The sequence below is a fragment of the Corynebacterium pyruviciproducens ATCC BAA-1742 genome (genome assembly GCF_000411375.1).
In the GTDB taxonomy this organism is placed as follows: Bacteria; Actinomycetota; Actinomycetes; order Mycobacteriales; family Mycobacteriaceae; genus Corynebacterium; species Corynebacterium pyruviciproducens.
Map to the genome: position 1 here is coordinate 1,291,343 of NZ_KE150446.1, position 14,574 is coordinate 1,305,916.

A 14,574-nucleotide genomic window follows, 5' to 3' on the forward strand; every position below is an offset into this window, starting at 1 on the left:
CGAACAAGCCCACGAGCGAGCCCAAGCCCACCACGGAGAAACCGACCAGCGAGCCGAAGCCAACCTCGAACAAGCCCACGAGCGAGCCCAAGCCTTCGGACAAGCCCACGAGCGAGCCCAAGCCTTCGGACAAGCCCTCGGAGGAACCGACCCCGGTTCCGGCACCGACGTTGAAGCCGGGTACCACGGTGGAAAAGGTCACGCCCGGGAAGAAAGCAGTGCTCGATGACGTTGTCACCGGCGACCTCTCCTCCGTGACCGGAAGTGTCACCGACGCCTCGGGCACGAGCGTCGCGGGGGCGACGGTGAGCGTCGATAAGGAAACTGGCGCCGTAAGCGTCACCCTCCCCAAGGATGCGAAGGCCGGCACGTACACCATCCAGCTCGCTAGCGCGGGGAAGAACGTGGGAGCCCCCATCACCGTGACGGTGGAGGCGAAGTCCACCCCCACCCCGAAGCCAACGCCCAAGCCGGGTGACGATGACCAAAGCTCAGAAGGCTCCTCCTCCGAGGACATGGTGTGGATCGGCGTCGGCGGGTTCTTCGGCATGATCGCCGTCGCAGGCATCTTCGGTTGGCTGCTGGGCAACGTCCTCGGCCACGCCCGCCCCTACCTCGAAGGGCTCGGCATCCACATTTAATTAATCCCAGTCTGGTCTTTCACCCGCGCCTTGCTCAAGGTGCGGGTGTATTCTTGCACGACCGGCGGAAGGCACGCGCAGGGGCAGCAAAAAACCTGCCTCCAGCTGGGCTGGGGCAGGTTCTTTAACGCTAAAAAACTAGTCGATCAGGCCGTTCTTGCGGACGGTGTCGCGCTCGCTTTCGAGCTCCTCGACGGTCTTAGCAATGCGCTCCTTCTGGAAGTCCGTGAGGTCAAGGCCCTGGACAATCTCCCACTTGCAACCGTTGGAGGTGACGGGGAAGCCGGAGACGATGCCCTCGGGGATGCCGTAGGAACCATCGGACGGAAGAGCAGCGGACACCCACTTGCCGTTGGTGCCGTTGACCCAGTCGTGCATGTGGTCGATGGCGGCAGAGGCTGCGGAAGCCGCAGACGAAGAACCGCGCGCCTCAATGATGGCGCCACCACGGCCGGCAACCTTCGGAATGAACTCGCCGGTGTACCAATCCTGGTCAATCTTGTCCATGACGGACTCGCCACCCACGGTCGCGTTGGTGAGGTCCGGGAACTGGGTGCCCGAGTGGTTGCCCCACACGACGATCTTCTCCAGCTCTGTGGAAGAAACACCGAGCTTGGTGGCCAGCTGGCTCATCGCACGGTTGTGGTCAAGGCGCACCATGGCGGTGAAGCGTTCGGCCGGAACATCCTGCGCGTGCTGCTGGGCGATGAGGGCGTTGGTGTTGGCCGGGTTGCCCACCACGAGGATGCGGATATCGTCCGCTGCGTTGTCGTTGATGGCCTTGCCCTGGGGCCCGAAGATCTTGCCGTTCTCGGCCAGCAGGTCGGCGCGCTCCATGCCCTTGCCGCGCGGCTTAGCACCCACGAGGAAGCCCATGTTGGCACTGTCGAAGGCCTTGTTAGCATCGTCGGTGATCTCAATGTTCTTGAGCAGCGGGAAGGCGGAGTCCAGCAGCTCCATGGCAACGCCCTCGGTTGCCTTGACGGCCTGCGGAATCTCGAGGAGCTTGAGTTCCACCGGCGTTTCCTTGCCGTACACATCGCCGTTGGCGATGCGGAACAGCAGGGAGTAAGCGATCTGGCCGGCAGCTCCGGTAACAACTACCTTCTTGGTCTCATTAGTCGACATTTCAGTCCTCTCATAAAACAATTGATTCAACTGAAGTACAGCGTGTGGTTGCCTTCCAGGCCATCCAGGTTTCCTGAGATGGTCCTGGTGAGGCTACTCATCCCGCACTTAACCCAAGGTTACTCGACATCGGTTTAGCCGGTCGGGCAAACATTTTCCGGCCCGGTACCGCCGCCTTACGCAGTCGGACTTTGGAGCGCAGCCTGTTTTCCACTATCAACCGCGTTTGTTCACGCAACTACCCACCCGCTCCCCCCGGTTCCCTCCAAACCGACAGGCCACCATCAAATTATCTACCCCCTCCAGGGGGCGCGAACCCACATGGACCTGTGAGAATTCTCACAAGGGAGGATACTCTGAGAGAAGTTACCGCAGCAACGCCACCTAGAAAGGGGGGACCGCCCCGTCGATGGCCGGCGATGTGGCGTTAAATTGTCCTAGAGCCAATTGGAACCTCGTCCCGTTTTTCCGAAATTAGAGAGAAGACTACAGAGCAGATGACTACGTCACACGATTCTTTCCCCAGCGCGGAGTCCCCAAAAGACGGCGTGGTTGAACTCGCACTCACGCTCTTCGCTAACCAGGGGTTCAAGCAGACCAAGCTCGAACAGATCGCCACGCAGTCCGGGATCAGCAAACGCATGATCCACTACCACTTCACCGATAAGAAAGGGCTGTACCTGGCGGCGCTGCAGCTGGCTGTGACACAGCTGCGGCCCGATCAGGAGGAGCTCGAGCTCGAGTCCGTGGTGCCGGTGGAGTCCGCCCGAAAAATCGTGGCGGTGGTGTTTGACCACTTCAACAGCCACCCGGACGCGGTCAAGCTGATCGTGGGCGAGTCCGTGTTCCACAACGTCAACCCCGATGAGCTGGCGCAGCTGGCCGATCATTCCGACCTGTTCCTACAGCTAAACAAGCTGCTCATGCTCGGCCAGGACGCCGGCGCCTTCCGGCCCGGGATTTCCGCGCTGGACATGTACGCCTCCATCGTGGGCATGTGCCTGCTGCCGTACTCGTGGAACATCGTCTTCAGCAGCCTGTACAACACGGAGCTCGATTCGGAGGTCAACACCGAGGCGCTCCTCCACCAGGCGCAGGACCTGATCGTCTCCTTCCTCACCGCACAACTGCCCCCCACCGGCGGTGAGACGTACCTTCGATCCGAAAGGAACGAGGCCCTCAGCGCCAACGCCCACGAAGGCGGCGTGTACTCCGCCGAAGAGGGATTCTCTGACGTGTACCAATAAAAAACGCCCGCGAGTCCAACGGCTCGCAGGCGTGAAAGCGTGTGCCTCCTGGCTACACGGTGGCGATTGTTAGCGCCACCGGGCTAGGAGGCTTTCTTCTTGGCAGGCACCATCTTCGGCCGCCCGGTGCCGTTGACTACGCCGGCATCGATGGTCACCTTGGATACCTCGCGGGAGGGGATGTCATACATGACGGGGACGAGGATCTCCTCCATGATCGCGCGCAGGCCACGGGCGCCCGTCTTGCGGGCCAGCGCCTTCTCCGCGATAGCGCCGAGGGCGCCGTCGGTGAAGACGAGCTCCGTATCGTCGAACCCGAACATCTTCTGGTACTGCTTCACCAGCGAGTTCTTCGGCTCGGTGAGGACGGACACAAGGGCCTTCTTGTCCAGTTGCTGCACCGTCGCGGTGACGGGGAGACGGCCAATGAACTCGGGGATGAGGCCAAACTTGACCAGATCCTCCGGCTGCACCTTCTCCAAGATGTTGGCGTCCTCGAGCTCCTTGGTGGAGCGCACGTCGGCACCGAATCCCAGGGACTTCTTGCCCACCCGTTCCTCGATCACCTTCTCCAGGCCGGCGAACGCGCCGGAGGCGATGAACAGGATGTTGGTGGTATCCACCTGGATGAGTTCCTGGTTGGGGTGCTTGCGCCCGCCCTGCGGCGGAATCGCGGCGACGGTGCCCTCGAGGATCTTGAGCAGCGCCTGCTGCACGCCTTCGCCCGAGACATCGCGGGTGATGGAGACGTTCTCGCCCTTGCGGGTGATCTTGTCAATCTCGTCGATGTAGACGATGCCGTGCTCGGCCTTCTTCACGTCAAAATCGCAGGCCTGCAAAAGGCGCAGGAGGATGTTCTCCACGTCCTCGCCCACGTAGCCCGCCTCGGTAAGGCTCGTGGCGTCCGCGATAGTGAACGGCACATCGAGCTTCTTGGCCAACGTCTGCGCCAGGTACGTCTTGCCGCACCCCGTGGGGCCAAGCAAGAGAATGTTGGACTTCTGCAGATCGACGCCGTCGTTCGCGCCGAATTCGTTTTGCAGCTTCACCCGCTTGTAGTGGTTGTACACGGCAACGGAGAGGATCTTCTTCGCCTCATCCTGGCCGATGACGTACTCGTCGAGGAATTCCTTGATCTCGCGCGGGGTGGGGACCTTCTCCTTTTCCACCTCCGCTGCGCGCTCAACGGAGAGCTCCTCGGCGATGATCTCGTTGCACAGGTCGATGCACTCGTTGCAGATGTACACACCGCCGCCGGCGATGAGCTTCTTAACCTGTTTCTGGCTCTTCCCGCAGAAAGAACATTTAAGCAGGTCAGCGGTTTCTTGCATGCGTGCCATTTGGTGCCTTCACCACTCCTTCGAGCTTTGCGTCTCGTGTCCAAAATAATTGTGGAGCCTTAGCCTACCCCACACAGTCAACGCGCCCCCGTGGGGAAATATTTCGTGCAGGCAGGTGCCTACGTTCTAGTATTCCATAGCGCGGTAGCGAGCAGTCGATGGCACCCGGAAGTACATTAGAGGTATGACTTCCACATTGCACACCATAGAATTCGGCTCCGACAACGCGGGCACGCCCATCGTCTTCCTCTGCTCCCTCGCCGCAAACTGCTGGTTCTGGACCCCACAGCTCGACGCATTCTCCCCCCAGCGCCGCGTCATCGCTTTCGACCTTCCCGGCCACGGCGACTCGGAGGTTGCCGATGCCACCTCCGTGCCGGAATTCGCCGACCTCGTCCTCGCTGCCCTCGATGAGCTCGGCGTGGACACGTTCGATCTTGTCGGCCTGTCCCTCGGCGGAGCCGTGGCCCAGCAGCTGGCCGCCCACTCCGGGCGCGTGCGCAAGCTGGCGCTGCTGTCCACCAACGCGAAGTTTGGCACCCCGGAATCGTGGACCGCGAAGGCCCAGTCCGTCCGCGAGGGAGGCCTGCACGAGGCGAACACCGCGACTATCACCAACTGGTTCACGCAGGGGTGGCGCGAGGAGAACCCCGCTCGCCTGGCGTTCGTCCTCTCGCAGATGGATCACACGCCCGCCGAGGGCTACGCCCGTGCCTGTGAGGCCCTGTCTAAGTGGGACAACTGGGAGGGGCTGAAGGACATCGCCGTGCCCACCCTCGTGGTCCCCGGCGCCCACGACGGTGGTTGCACGCCCGAGGTGATGGGCAAGATGGCCGAGGCTATCCCCTACTCCGAGTACACCGTCATTGAGTCCGCCGCCCACCTGTCCAACCTCGAGGCCGCCGAGGAGGTCACCGCTCTCCTCGCCCGGCACTTTGAGCTTGTCGACGCCCACCTGCTCACTCCCGAATCTCAAACGTACAACGAGCAGTACCCCTCCGAGGTGTTCAAAGAAATCGACGAGGACTAGAAGGCCCAGCGCTAACCCACCTCAACCGCAACGTGCCACCGGGAGTTACCCGGTGGCACGTTGCGTCTAGCGCCTCACATTGTCCTTGTCAGGGAATGTTTTACTTGTTGAGCTTGCGGTAATCGAAGACTTCGTCGATAAGCCCGTACTCCACGGCCTCCTGGGCGGTGAGGATCTTATCGCGGTCCGTATCGATGCGGATCTGCTCCGAGGTCTGCCCTGTGTGGTGAGCCAGCGTATCCTCCATGAGCTTGCGCATGCGCTCGATCTCGCGCGCCTGGATCTCCAGGTCCGAAACCTGCCCCTGCGTGCCCTGGGTGGCGGGCTGGTGGATGAGGACGCGGGCGTTGGGCAGCGCCGCACGCTTGCCCTTGGCACCGGCGGCGAGCAACACGGCGGCGGCCGAGGCGGCCTGGCCTAGGCACACGGTGCGGACATCCGGGCGGACGTACTGCATCGTGTCATAAATCGCCATCAGCGAGGTAAACGAGCCGCCGGGCGAGTTGATGTACATCGTGATATCGCGGTCCGGGTCCAGTCCCTCGAGGACGAGGAGCTGCGCCATGATGTCGTTGGCGGAGGTGTCATCCACCTGCGAGCCGAGGAAGATAATGCGCTCTTCAAAGAGCTTGTTGTACGGGTTCGATTCCTTCGCGCCGTAGGAGGAGTGCTCCACAAAGCTCGGAAGAACGTAGCGTGCCTGAGGCATATTGTGCATATCCATGTTTCTTCTCGCTCCTTAGGATCCGACCTGATCGTTGGCGGCGTGGGAAATAACGTGATCGCACAGCCCGTAATCGCGGGCCTCCTCGGCGGTGAACCAGCGGTCGCGGTCACTGTCCTTGGAGATCTGCTCGAAGGTTTGACCGGAGTGCTCGGCGATGAGCTCCGCCATCTCCTTCTTGGTCAGGGCGAACTGCTGCGCCTGGATGGCAATGTCAGAGGCGGTGCCGCCGACGCCAGCCGACGGCTGGTGCATGAGGATGCGGGCGTGCGGCAGGGCATAGCGCTTGCCCTTGGTACCTGCGGTGAGGAGGAACTGCCCCATGGAGGCGGCCAGGCCCATGGCGTAGGTGGCCACATCGCACGGCGCGTACTTCATCGTGTCATAGATAGCCATGCCTGCGGTAACGGAGCCGCCGGGAGAGTTGATGTACAGCGAGATGTCACGCGTGGGATCCTCCGCGGACAGGAGGAGGATCTGCGCGCACAGCTTGTTCGCGATCTCGTCGTTGACCTCAGAGCCGAGGAAGATGATGCGTTCGCGCAGAAGGCGCTCGTACACGGAATCCCCAAGGTTCATTCCAGGTGCGGAATCAGCCATAGTTACGATTTTTCCTTTCGTTTCTTTTACCTCCACCACCCTACCTTTACAATGCCCGGGTGATAAAGGTTGTTCGCTCTAAGCGTTTTCACCAACGCAAAAGGCCACCCCGACTGAACCGGGGTGGCCACAGACGAAGCTAATTACTCAGCGTCGTCGCCTTCGACTTCTTCCTCACCGAAGTACTCTTCCGGGTCGACCGTGTTGCCAGCATCGTCCTTGACGGAGACGCGGCAGATGGCGGTAGCCAAGGCCTTGCCACGGCGCACGTCCGAGACGAGGTTGTAAGTCTGACCAGTCTGCTGGATCTGCTGCAGGAACTGCTGCGGGTTCATGCCGTAGCGCTGAGCGGTGAACATGATGTGCTCGTGGATTTCCTGCTGGGTAACGTCCGGCTTCTCCTGCTCGGCCAGGACATCGAGGAACAGCTGGGTGCGCACGGCATTCTCTGCATTCTCGCGGGACTCCTTGTCAAAGTCCTCGCGGCTCGTGCCCTGCATGTCAAGGACGCGATCGAGCATGGACTCGTCGCCACCGAACTGGGCGATGAGCTGCTGCAGCTGGCCCTGAACCTGCTCTTCCACCACGGCCTCGGGCAGCGGGAAGTTGGCCTCGTCGAGGGCCTTCTTGAGCACCTCATCGCGGATGGCGGAGGCCTGCTCCACCTTGCGCTGCTCCTTGAGGTTCTTTTCGGTGTCCTCGCGCAACTCATCCACCGTGTCGAACTCGGAGACCATTTCGACGAACTCTTCGTCTACCTTGGGAAGTTTGCGCTCCTTAACCTCCTTGACGGTGACGGTAACCTCGGCCTCCTTGCCGTCCTCCACACCGTTGATGTCAGTGGAGGTAAAGGTGACCTCTTCGCCGGTCTTGAGGCCCTTGACGGCCTTGTCCAGACCGTCGATAAGCTCGTCGGCACCAATGCGGTGGTTGAGCCCCTCAGTGGAGGCAGCCTCGACCTCTTCACCGTCCACGGTGACCGTGAGGTCGACGGTGACAAAGTCATCCTTCTTAGCCTTGCGGTTGACCGTCTTCAGCTCGGCGAAGCGCTCGCGGAGGCTGTCGATGGCCTTGTCCACGTCCTCGTCGGTGACCTTGAGCTCCGGCACCTCGATCTCGTAGGTGGAGAAGTCCGGGATGGTGATCTCCGGGCGGACATCTACCTCGGCGGTGAACTCGACGAGCTTGCCGTCCTCCAGCTTGGTGATGTCGATGGCGGGCTGGCCGAGCGGGCGGAGGTCGTTATCCTCCACTGCCTTGCCGTAGCGGGAGGGCAGCATGTCATTGACAACCTGCTCAAGGACGGGGCCGCGGCCGAAGCGGGCGTCGATGAGCTTGCGGGGGGCCTTGCCCTTGCGGAAGCCCTTGAAGGTCACCTGCTGGGCGAGGGCCTTGTAGGCCTGGTCAATCTCAGGGGTGAGCTCCTCGAAGGGAACCTCAACCGTGATTTTGACGCGAGTGTCGTTCAACTTGTCGACGGAACTCTTCACGAGTCATTCTCCTGATCTTTTTACGTTGATTAGGTTCAAAAAGGGAAGGTAAAACCTTCCCTTTCCGTCGGGACAACAGGATTTGAACCTGCGACCCCCTGCTCCCAAAGCAGGTGCGCTACCAAGCTGCGCCATGTCCCGTGTGCAATTAATTTGCTGAAAGGGATTGTACTAAACCGCCGCAAAACTACTTTTGCACGGGGCCCCATTTGTTTTAAACCTGCACGTAACACACATGTTTACTGGGACAAAAGCACCCTTATTTTTCGTGCTTCAAAAATCCCTTTCTGAAGCAACTCACCTGATTGTAGTATGCAGAACCGGCGGTTCCGCGTTCACCCCCCGTTAGGAACTTCCGTGCCGATCAATGGGGATGCCCCACACCCTCAGGCGAAAGTGTGGGACACTACAAGAGCCCGCCTTGAGAGCCCCGACAGGAGGAGCTCTCAAGATGACCGGCTACTTGTTACTGGACAGGTTGCCCGAGCTAGTCACTCCGCCAGGAGTGCACTGCATGCCAGCAACACCAGCAAGCAGAGCGACGATCGCAGTGAAGCCACCGCCAAGGGTGATGTTCTGCAAGTGCGGTGCGACGTTCATCTTGAACCGGGAGGCCAGATCCTCGTTGTAGATACCGAGGGTCTTCTGGATACCAGTGTTGATGTCCTAGAACCGCTGGCCGATGCCGTCAGCAATTTCGCGTACCTGCGGGTTATCCGCAGCCAGGCCAAGTGCGAACGGGATGAGGAGCAGCAACGGGATGGCGGATACAGCGGAGGCACCCACACAGACCTTGACTGCTCGTCAGAAAGCCCGGGGATGGAACCCTCGGATGTCTCGCCAGCGACAGTGACGGTGGTGGTGGAAATGACGTTGCCGTCCTTATCCTTCACCTGAACCGTGATCTTGTCACCAGGCTTAGCGTCCTTCGACGGCGTGACAACCAGGTTGCCGTTCGCATCGATCTCAGCAGTGCCAGCACCCTCAACAATCTCAAGGGTTGCACCGGCAGGAACCGCACCACCCTTATTCGGGATGGTGACAGGCTCACCAGCGGTTGCGTTGCCCCGGTTAGCGTAGGAAGGCTTCGTAGTCTCCGGAACCGTGATCCTCAGCAGATCACCAACCGGCTTGCCATTCTGGTCAGTGACCTAGACGGTGTAATCGCCGGGATCGGTGCCTTTCGGCACCGTCACAGTAATTTCGCTAGTCTCCGGGTCGACGGTGACCTCGGCACCTGGAGCTTCGTTTCCGTCCTTGCCCTTAACAACACCGGACATGCCGTCGGCCGGGTTGGTTACCTTGTCATCCAGCTTGGTCGGATCGCCAGCATGGACCGTATCTGCTACCGTTCCTTCAGTCACTGACGGCGGATCGGGCAGGACGTCAACAACCACCGGGGACTTCGTCAGTGATGCCATCCGGGTAGGTGACAACCACAACGACATCCTTGACACCTGAATCGGTGGTGTTAACGGGCTGCTGGAATTCGAACTTGGTGCCTTTAGGAAGCTTGTTTGCATCCTGAATGGAATCCTTCAGATCTGCCTTGTCACCCTTCTTGACAGTCTGCGGCTGGCCCCGGGGTCGTTTGCCTCTGCCTGCGTAGGCTCCACACTCACCTTGGTCTTCACCTAGTCGGTGGTGCCATCCGGGTAGGTGACGATGACGACGGCATCCTTAATGGACGCCTTCGGATCCGCCGGATCCCCATTCTTCACCGTCTGATCCCCAGGCTGCAGATCATATACCTCGTTCTCCGGCGTGGCCGATTCGACAACGATGGGAGCGTTAACGATGCGCGGCGTTCCGTCGGGGAAGGTCACCTTGACGGGGATCTTGATTGTGCGCGTTCCATCCGGATTCGTCGTAGTCCAGTAGGCAGGGGACACAGCACCGCCGTGCTTCCTATCCTTGTAGTCCGTGTACTGGACGTAGACTTTCACACCAGCAAGGGGCTCGTCTACCTGGTCCTTTCTCCGTTCGGGCGCCACTGCGATCCACAAACACCGTGCCGTTGATGGTAGCTTGATTTTTGTACTTACCGGGAAACTACATTGCTCCTTCCACCTTCGCGGTGGGGGCATCCTGCGCAACAGCGGCAGGAACAACACCGGTGTTCACCGGAGCTACGAGCAGGGCGACGAGGGCGAGCGTTACCGCAGCTGCGAGACTGACCCCTCGACGGCGACACCCAAAGGCGAACGTAGCCATGTAGTTTTCCTTTTATTCTGGAAAACGAGTCGAAACCAACTTCTTGTTGCTTTCTCGTCACTGAGGCTCGGACAATGTCGCGCACAACAGGACGCTGTTGCTCAGAATCAGAGCGAATAGCCAGGAAGCTTCAACGCCACATTGAGGAACTTCAGATGACACCCAGGACTATAGACACACCTTTTGCGGTTTCAATTATTATTTTTTATCCTTATTCACTTTTTCATTCTGTCTGCACATTTTTTCACAAAACCACTTATACTGCATGTTTAGTTCACTTTTTTAGAGTGAAAAACTGGATATAAGCGTTGTTCTAACTACTAAAAACACTGGTGGAATTAGTGTGTAATTATATTTCCTCATTGATATTAAAAGCTCACCAGGGAGACTTCCAAAGCGCAATTGCCACTTTTCTACTGGAACCCTCTTAGTGATTTCCATCACAACGGACGAAAATGTGACAATCTGGGCTACATCACGTCGCCAAGATACCCGCTTCCCCACATCACATAAGAGACATGGACACACCACGCTCAAGCCGAACACAGGAGGCGAAATCCACTTCTATGTAACGACTAAATCCGGCCCGCCTCCAGGCAGACCGGAACAATTGGACCAAAGGTGGTCACGATGGATACAAAGTTCGGGATGGGTGCGGTTGGCGGCCCGGTGGGTGCGTATCTAGCCGTGCCGGGTGCACAGTTCGAGCCTGTGGGTGCACGTCGTCCGGAAGACAGGGAAACTATATGACGGGAGCGCGTTGGGTGAAGGATCCTGTTGAGTCAGTGTGTTGCTCCATTGTTGAACCTGATGGCGATAGCGTCGTCGGGGTGAATGGTGGCCTGATCGACGAGGACTTGTGAGGCTTCGGGTGTGCGGGTAATTGCGGGGTGCTGAGTGTGGCGGCAAGGCCTATAGCTTTTGCTACTGTTAGGCGACGCAATGCAGGGAACAGAACTGTTAATGAAGGAGTGTCGAAGCGACATTGGGGCTCCGCCAGGAGCTTTTCACTGGCTCAATACAGCTGTTGCTAGAGCTCCGGAAGCTGCGCGAGAGCAATAAACATGGTCCCGGCGACCTTTCCTAGTTACACCAAGACTCTTTGCAACCAGAGAGGCTCATGGGGATTACCCTCAGGAGACTGTGTCAAGCAGTTCCTGGACGCGTGTTCTGATCTGGTCAATGATACCCCGGACTTCTTCGAGTGAACGGTCGCTGGGGTCGTCGATCTTCCAATCCTGATAATGGACGCCTGGGAAGAAGGGACAGGCTTCGCCACACCCCATGGTGACGACCCAGTCAGACGTTTTCACCTGTGCGGGGTCTACTGGTTTGGGTTGAGAATCGGGTTGGAGGCCAATCTCGGCGAGAGCCTCAACGACGACGGGATGAACTGCATCAGCAGGCTCGGATCCTGCCGACAGAATCGTCACACCTTCTGGCGCAAGCTGCTTAGCTAACGCTGCGGCAATCTGGGAACGCCCAGCATTTTGCCGGCAGGCGAACAAGATTGTGGTTTCTGAGGTTGTGCCACTGACATTCATGGCGACTCCTGGCTCAAGGTTTTCAAGAAGATTGTGATCAAAGCTTGGATGGAGCGTGAAGTACGCCCATTTCCCTCGCTTCTGTCTTTCGAGAACCCCTGCTTTGACCAGCTTGCCTAAATGATGGGAGATCGTCGACTGGCTCATGCCGAAGGCTTCAGGGAAGTTGCATGCACACACTGGGGACGGTGCCACCTGCTTAACCATCAAAGCTAGCTGCAGCCGGGTGATATCACCCAATGCCTTGAACTGCTCCACCCGAGCTTCAAGCGACGTTGACGGCGAGGTCACCTCACCCACAGGGCAAGCGCACATGTAACTATCGTTCACCCTTCCATCATGCCACATATTGATAGATTTCGATATGTAGGTGTAGTATGTGTCATATCGACAATCATCGATACGACATGTGGAGGTAAGAGATGACCAAGATCGAGATCTTCGATCCGGCGATGTGCTGTTCATCGGGCGTATGCGGAGAGGACGTTAATCAGGAAGTCGTTGATGCGGCGGCGGCTGTGAGTGCCGCGCGGAAGGAAGGACTGGACGTGGTGCGGCACAATTTGGCCAGTGCTCCGTTGGACTTTGCGTCCACTCCGGTTGTGCGTGAGTTGCTTGAGTCTGAAGGGGCGGATTCTCTTCCCGTGGTGGTGATTGACGGCAAGATCGTCCTTAAGGGCGCGTATCCCACCCTGACACAATTGCGTGCGTGGGCGCGTCGGGATTCTGTAGGCACCTCCGATTCTCAAGTTGCACGTGACGGCCGATCGGAGCTTCCAGTGGCAGGCTCGTCGTGTTGTGGAGGTGCTTCGGGATGCTGTTGAGCCAGTGGCCGCCAACAACAAAGTTTCTGATGTTCACTGGCAAGGGTGGGGTCGGTAAGACGACGGTGTCATGCGCTACTGCCCTTTCGCTTGCTGCGCAAGGGCGCAAAGTCTTGCTGGTGTCGACGGATCCGGCATCAAATGTTGCACAGGTTTTCGAGCAACCTTTCGGATCTGAAATTATTGCGCTAGGCGACGTTGTTGCCAGGGACACGGGGATGGAGGTCGAGCTCGATGCGATCGAGATTGACCCGAACATGGAGGCAGAAAAGTATCGCGAGTCGATTCTTGCGCCAGTTCGTCATCTCCTGCCGCCCGAAGTGTTGCGCGAGTCCGAGGAGACGCTCTCTGGCTCATGCACGGTGGAGGTCGCCTCATTCAACAGGTTTGTTGATTTCCTCGTTTCCCCGAACATTGTCGATGTTTACGATCACATTGTTTTCGACACCGCACCCACAGGCCACACGTTGCGGCTGCTCGCACTGCCGGGTGACTGGTCGTCTTTCATTGAGAAGGGAACTGGTGATGCTTCCTGCCTTGGTCCGTTGTCGGGACTCGATAAGCATCGCCAGACCTACGACGATGCGGTCAATACACTGAAGGACCCTGCCCTGACCACTTTAGTGCTTGTGGCACGTGCTCAAGATTCCACTCTCCAGGAGGCTGAGCGTGCAGCCAGCGAGCTCTCGGAACTCGGGGTTAATCCGCAGGCGCTGGTTGTCAACGCACTCTTGCCCGAAGCAGGCAATGACCCGCTCCACCGTAGGCTTATGCTCGGCGAGCGGAGTGTCCTAAATGGACTCGCAACTACCCATCCAGTGCTCAGTGGATTGGCATGCTTCACGATTCCCATGAACCCTGAACCCGTCATGGGAATCAAGGGACTGACCACTGTTGCCCCGCAGTCTCACGAGAGCGTGGCTGGCCTTGAGGAACTGTCCTCCGCCGAAGTTGTCGACGTTAACGAGGCGGTGCAATCTGCCCTGTCTCAGGCAACAGAAATGATCGTAGAAGGCGGCCCCAAAGTCGTTCTGGCTATGGGTAAAGGTGGAGTAGGTAAGACGACCGTCGCGCAGGCTCTTGCCATCTCTGTCGCCAGCAAGGGGTTGCCTGTGCTTCTGGCGACCACTGACCCGGCCTCACACCTGGATGTGACTCTTCCGCAGAAATATCCAGGTCTCGATGTGGTCAGCATCGATCCTCACAAGGTTGTGGAAGAGTACCGTCGAGAAGTGCTCAACACAAAGGGTGCGACACTGGATTCTGATGGCCGAGCACAGCTTGTCGAGGACCTTGCCAGCCCATGCACGGAGGAAGTTGCTGTCTTCAAAGCGTTCTCTGCTGTCCTAGAAGAAGCCGACCACCGCTGGGTCATCATCGATACAGCTCCCACCGGACACACCCTGCTGCTTTTGGACGCTACGGGTTCCTATCACCGAGAGCTCCTGCGCCAATCCGGGGCAGATGAGGGGAGTAATGGCACCCTGACCGCTCTAATGCGTCTGAGAGATCAGAACCGGACATTCCCAATCCTGGTAACGCTTCCCGAGTCAACTCCGATCTTGGAAGCCAAGGAACTCGCTGATGACCTCGCCCGTGCTGGCATTACACCACGAGCCTGGGTCATCAACCAGTACCTACCAATGAACCAGTCACAGTCAACATTCCTCAAACAACGAGCCACAGCGCAGCGCAACACTGTGGAGCGTTATCTGGCCACAGACCAGATGCGCACCCCTGTCTGGGAAATCCCGGTGGTATAGCCGCATCAGAGCAAAGGTGGGGTGTCCAG

Annotated in this window: 16 protein-coding genes, 1 tRNA gene and 1 pseudogene; 5 read left to right on the forward strand and 13 right to left on the reverse strand. The window is 58.8% G+C overall.

Going from position 1 to position 14,574, the window contains the following annotated elements; translation table 11 throughout:
• On the forward strand, positions 1-641 hold a 641-nt coding region (locus HMPREF1219_RS13200; protein WP_016457915.1), incomplete at its 5' end, for a carboxypeptidase-like regulatory domain-containing protein.
• Positions 642-779: 138 nt separating this feature from the next.
• On the opposite strand, the gene HMPREF1219_RS05570 is transcribed toward HMPREF1219_RS13200, so the two are convergent.
• Positions 780-1,769, reverse strand: coding sequence for a malate dehydrogenase (locus HMPREF1219_RS05570; RefSeq protein WP_016457916.1), 990 nt, complete (start codon positions 1,767-1,769; stop codon positions 780-782).
• Positions 1,770-2,266: 497 nt separating this feature from the next.
• On the opposite strand from HMPREF1219_RS05570, the gene HMPREF1219_RS05575 reads away from it, so the two are divergent.
• On the forward strand, positions 2,267-3,016 hold the full coding sequence (locus tag HMPREF1219_RS05575) for a TetR/AcrR family transcriptional regulator (RefSeq protein WP_016457917.1): 750 nt from the start codon (positions 2,267-2,269) through the stop codon (positions 3,014-3,016).
• 83 nt (positions 3,017-3,099) lie between these two features.
• Here the strand turns inward: HMPREF1219_RS05575 and clpX are convergent, their stop codons facing one another.
• Positions 3,100-4,356, reverse strand: a complete 1,257-nt coding sequence (gene clpX, locus HMPREF1219_RS05580) for an ATP-dependent Clp protease ATP-binding subunit ClpX (protein ID WP_016457918.1) — start codon at positions 4,354-4,356, stop codon at positions 3,100-3,102.
• A gap of 184 nt (positions 4,357-4,540) precedes the next feature.
• Between clpX and HMPREF1219_RS05585 the strand changes: the two genes are divergently transcribed.
• Positions 4,541-5,386: an alpha/beta fold hydrolase gene (locus HMPREF1219_RS05585; protein WP_016457919.1), complete on the forward strand. Its 846-nt coding sequence runs from the start codon at positions 4,541-4,543 to the stop codon at positions 5,384-5,386.
• A 100-nt stretch (positions 5,387-5,486) separates the two neighbouring features.
• On the opposite strand, the gene HMPREF1219_RS05590 is transcribed toward HMPREF1219_RS05585, so the two are convergent.
• The 11 genes and pseudogenes from HMPREF1219_RS05590 to HMPREF1219_RS12460 form a co-directional block, all read right to left on the reverse strand.
• Positions 5,487-6,110 (reverse strand): ATP-dependent Clp protease proteolytic subunit, encoded by a 624-nt coding sequence (locus HMPREF1219_RS05590; protein ID WP_016457920.1) that lies wholly within the window; start codon positions 6,108-6,110, stop codon positions 5,487-5,489.
• Between the two features lie 15 nt (positions 6,111-6,125).
• Complete coding sequence (locus HMPREF1219_RS05595; protein ID WP_016457921.1) at positions 6,126-6,710, reverse strand: ATP-dependent Clp protease proteolytic subunit; 585 nt, start codon at positions 6,708-6,710, stop codon at positions 6,126-6,128.
• A 143-nt stretch (positions 6,711-6,853) separates the two neighbouring features.
• The gene (tig, locus tag HMPREF1219_RS05600) at positions 6,854-8,200 is read right to left on the reverse strand and encodes a trigger factor (protein ID WP_016457922.1); all 1,347 of its coding nucleotides are present in this window, start codon (positions 8,198-8,200) and stop codon (positions 6,854-6,856) included.
• 67 nt (positions 8,201-8,267) lie between these two features.
• Positions 8,268-8,341, reverse strand: a tRNA-Pro gene (locus tag HMPREF1219_RS05605).
• A gap of 318 nt (positions 8,342-8,659) precedes the next feature.
• Positions 8,660-8,800: a hypothetical protein gene (locus HMPREF1219_RS12775; protein WP_156823209.1), complete on the reverse strand. Its 141-nt coding sequence runs from the start codon at positions 8,798-8,800 to the stop codon at positions 8,660-8,662.
• A 305-nt stretch (positions 8,801-9,105) separates the two neighbouring features.
• Positions 9,106-9,318 (reverse strand): annotated as a pseudogene (locus HMPREF1219_RS13395) (Rib/alpha-like domain-containing protein); the annotation flags it as partial.
• Positions 9,319-9,351: 33 nt separating this feature from the next.
• Complete coding sequence (locus HMPREF1219_RS05615; RefSeq protein ID WP_040426960.1) at positions 9,352-9,621, reverse strand: hypothetical protein; 270 nt, start codon at positions 9,619-9,621, stop codon at positions 9,352-9,354.
• Entirely contained in the window at positions 9,587-9,742 is a 156-nt protein-coding gene (locus HMPREF1219_RS13415; RefSeq protein ID WP_084594704.1) for a Rib/alpha-like domain-containing protein, read from the reverse strand. The genes HMPREF1219_RS05615 and HMPREF1219_RS13415 overlap by 35 nt, the downstream gene beginning before the upstream one ends.
• 92 nt (positions 9,743-9,834) lie before the next feature.
• Positions 9,835-10,146 (reverse strand): hypothetical protein, encoded by a 312-nt coding sequence (locus tag HMPREF1219_RS05620; RefSeq protein WP_143485501.1) that lies wholly within the window; start codon positions 10,144-10,146, stop codon positions 9,835-9,837.
• A 106-nt stretch (positions 10,147-10,252) separates the two neighbouring features.
• Positions 10,253-10,414 (reverse strand): hypothetical protein, encoded by a 162-nt coding sequence (locus HMPREF1219_RS12780; RefSeq protein WP_016457926.1) that lies wholly within the window; start codon positions 10,412-10,414, stop codon positions 10,253-10,255.
• Between the two features lie 1,133 nt (positions 10,415-11,547).
• A complete protein-coding gene (locus HMPREF1219_RS12460) occupies positions 11,548-12,258 on the reverse strand; it encodes a metalloregulator ArsR/SmtB family transcription factor (RefSeq protein WP_211212608.1) in 711 nt (236 codons plus the stop codon).
• 122 nt (positions 12,259-12,380) lie between these two features.
• Between HMPREF1219_RS12460 and arsD the strand changes: the two genes are divergently transcribed.
• Both arsD and arsA read left to right on the forward strand, forming a co-directional pair.
• A complete protein-coding gene (gene arsD, locus HMPREF1219_RS12465; protein ID WP_016457929.1) occupies positions 12,381-12,782 on the forward strand; it encodes an arsenite efflux transporter metallochaperone ArsD in 402 nt (133 codons plus the stop codon).
• A complete protein-coding gene (gene arsA, locus HMPREF1219_RS05630) occupies positions 12,773-14,545 on the forward strand; it encodes an arsenical pump-driving ATPase (protein ID WP_016457930.1) in 1,773 nt (590 codons plus the stop codon). The genes arsD and arsA overlap by 10 nt, the downstream gene beginning before the upstream one ends.
• Positions 14,546-14,574 lie beyond the last annotated feature (29 nt).

What these genes read in the sequence shown, in the direction of transcription:
- HMPREF1219_RS05570 (WP_016457916.1), bottom strand. Translation starts at nt 1,769, where the DNA reads ATGTCGACTAATGAGACCAAGAAGGTAGTTGTTACCGGAGCTGCCGGC.
- HMPREF1219_RS05575 (WP_016457917.1), top strand. Translation starts at nt 2,267, where the DNA reads ATGACTACGTCACACGATTCTTTCCCCAGCGCGGAGTCCCCAAAAGAC.
- clpX (WP_016457918.1), bottom strand. Translation starts at nt 4,356, where the DNA reads ATGGCACGCATGCAAGAAACCGCTGACCTGCTTAAATGTTCTTTCTGC.
- HMPREF1219_RS05585 (WP_016457919.1), top strand. Translation starts at nt 4,541, where the DNA reads ATGACTTCCACATTGCACACCATAGAATTCGGCTCCGACAACGCGGGC.
- HMPREF1219_RS05590 (WP_016457920.1), bottom strand. Translation starts at nt 6,110, where the DNA reads ATGGATATGCACAATATGCCTCAGGCACGCTACGTTCTTCCGAGCTTT.
- HMPREF1219_RS05595 (WP_016457921.1), bottom strand. Translation starts at nt 6,710, where the DNA reads ATGGCTGATTCCGCACCTGGAATGAACCTTGGGGATTCCGTGTACGAG.
- HMPREF1219_RS12775 (WP_156823209.1), bottom strand. Translation starts at nt 8,800, where the DNA reads ATGAACGTCGCACCGCACTTGCAGAACATCACCCTTGGCGGTGGCTTC.
- HMPREF1219_RS05615 (WP_040426960.1), bottom strand. Translation starts at nt 9,621, where the DNA reads ATGGCATCACTGACGAAGTCCCCGGTGGTTGTTGACGTCCTGCCCGAT.
- HMPREF1219_RS12780 (WP_016457926.1), bottom strand. Translation starts at nt 10,414, where the DNA reads ATGGCTACGTTCGCCTTTGGGTGTCGCCGTCGAGGGGTCAGTCTCGCA.
- arsD (WP_016457929.1), top strand. Translation starts at nt 12,381, where the DNA reads ATGACCAAGATCGAGATCTTCGATCCGGCGATGTGCTGTTCATCGGGC.
- arsA (WP_016457930.1), top strand. Translation starts at nt 12,773, where the DNA reads ATGCTGTTGAGCCAGTGGCCGCCAACAACAAAGTTTCTGATGTTCACT.